Source organism: Mesorhizobium sp. B1-1-5 (assembly GCF_006443065.1).
In the GTDB taxonomy this organism is placed as follows: Bacteria; Pseudomonadota; Alphaproteobacteria; order Rhizobiales; family Rhizobiaceae; genus Mesorhizobium.
In genome coordinates, this window is record NZ_VFWS01000557.1 from 1 (window position 1) to 1,136 (window position 1,136).

Annotated in this window: 1 protein-coding gene and 2 pseudogenes; all 3 read left to right on the plus strand. The window is 60.6% G+C overall.

The features are described from left to right. A pseudogene (locus tag FJ980_RS36020) lies at positions 1 to 75 on the plus strand (thymidine kinase); the annotation flags it as partial. Between the two features lie 136 nt (positions 76 to 211). Continuing rightward, complete coding sequence (locus FJ980_RS33255) at positions 212 to 601, plus strand: cytochrome c family protein (RefSeq protein ID WP_140547627.1); 390 nt, start codon at positions 212 to 214, stop codon at positions 599 to 601. A gap of 326 nt (positions 602 to 927) precedes the next feature. Next, positions 928 to 1,136, plus strand: a pseudogene (locus tag FJ980_RS33260) (hypothetical protein); the annotation flags it as partial.

The following is a 1,136-nucleotide window of genomic DNA, read 5'->3' on the forward strand; positions in this document are numbered from 1 at the left end:
CTCTGCCGTCGCCATTGGGAAGAAGAAATGGGTCGCGCCGCCCCCGACGATTTCATCGGCTTTGTCGCGCCTTGACCGGGCTGTGGCATCACGGCCGCCACACTTGCCGCCATCGATCGGCTTTCGCAATCTCGCCACGAGCCAGCGTTTGTTAAGGCCCCGGTCCTATTCTGCGTCCTCTCGTTCCAGCCAGAACTCGTCGGGGATAGCCATGTTTCGAGCCGCTTCGTCTGCCGCAGCCTTTCTGCTTTCCGGCGTCCTTGCCGCCCATGCCGGCGGCGATCCGGCACTGGGCAAGAGGGTCTTCAACCGATGCATGGCCTGCCATGAAGCAGCGAGCGATCGCGACAAGGTCGGCCCGCATCTGATGGGTGTCGTCGGCCGCGCCGCCGGCAGTGCCGAGAGCTTCCTCGGCCATTACTCCGAAGCGATGAAGAGTGCAGGCGCCGCCGGTCTCGTCTGGGACGAGGCCAACCTCGCCGAGTATCTGAAGGCGCCGCGGCAAAAAGTGCCCGGTAACAAGATGGCCTTTGCCGGCCTGAGCAGCGACGAGGACATCGCCAATGTCATCGCTTATCTGAAGGCCGATCCCAAGCCCTGAGCCAGGATTATTCCGTCCCCGCGATGGACGCCGAGCTGCCACCGTCCTCACCGCGCTCAATGCTCCGTCGGATTTCAGGCATTCGTGGCAGCGGGGGACTGAATGCCTGGCCGACATCCGCCGACGTTGAAGTTCAATGACAGTTGAACCACGCGTATTCCAAACGATCCTTTCGCCATGATCGCGGATCGATTGCGTTTCAAGGGCGTGGGCAACGTTTTTGTTTTCGAAGCGCCCCTGTCTTCACGTCTTTCAATCCCCTGAAGCCCCACATATATTCGCCGCTGTTCGCAATCAGCGACCTGATGCCGGAGCGGGAGGCCCTTATGGCGACATTGCAGAATTTCGATGCCGAAATTGCCAGGACCAAGCAGGTCGTCCAGGACATGCGCACCAAGATAGACCAGTCCGGCGCCGTGCTCGACAAACTTGCCACCGCCGACAAGAAGATCGGCGACGCCAATTTCGACATCGAGAACGCCCGCATCGAGGACGTGCTCAAGCAGCAGAAGGTTATGGAAGGCAATATTGCCGA

Coding starts and splice junctions, on each gene's coding strand:
- FJ980_RS33255 (WP_140547627.1), top strand. CDS start 212: ATGTTTCGAGCCGCTTCGTCTGCCGCAGCCTTTCTGCTTTCCGGCGTC.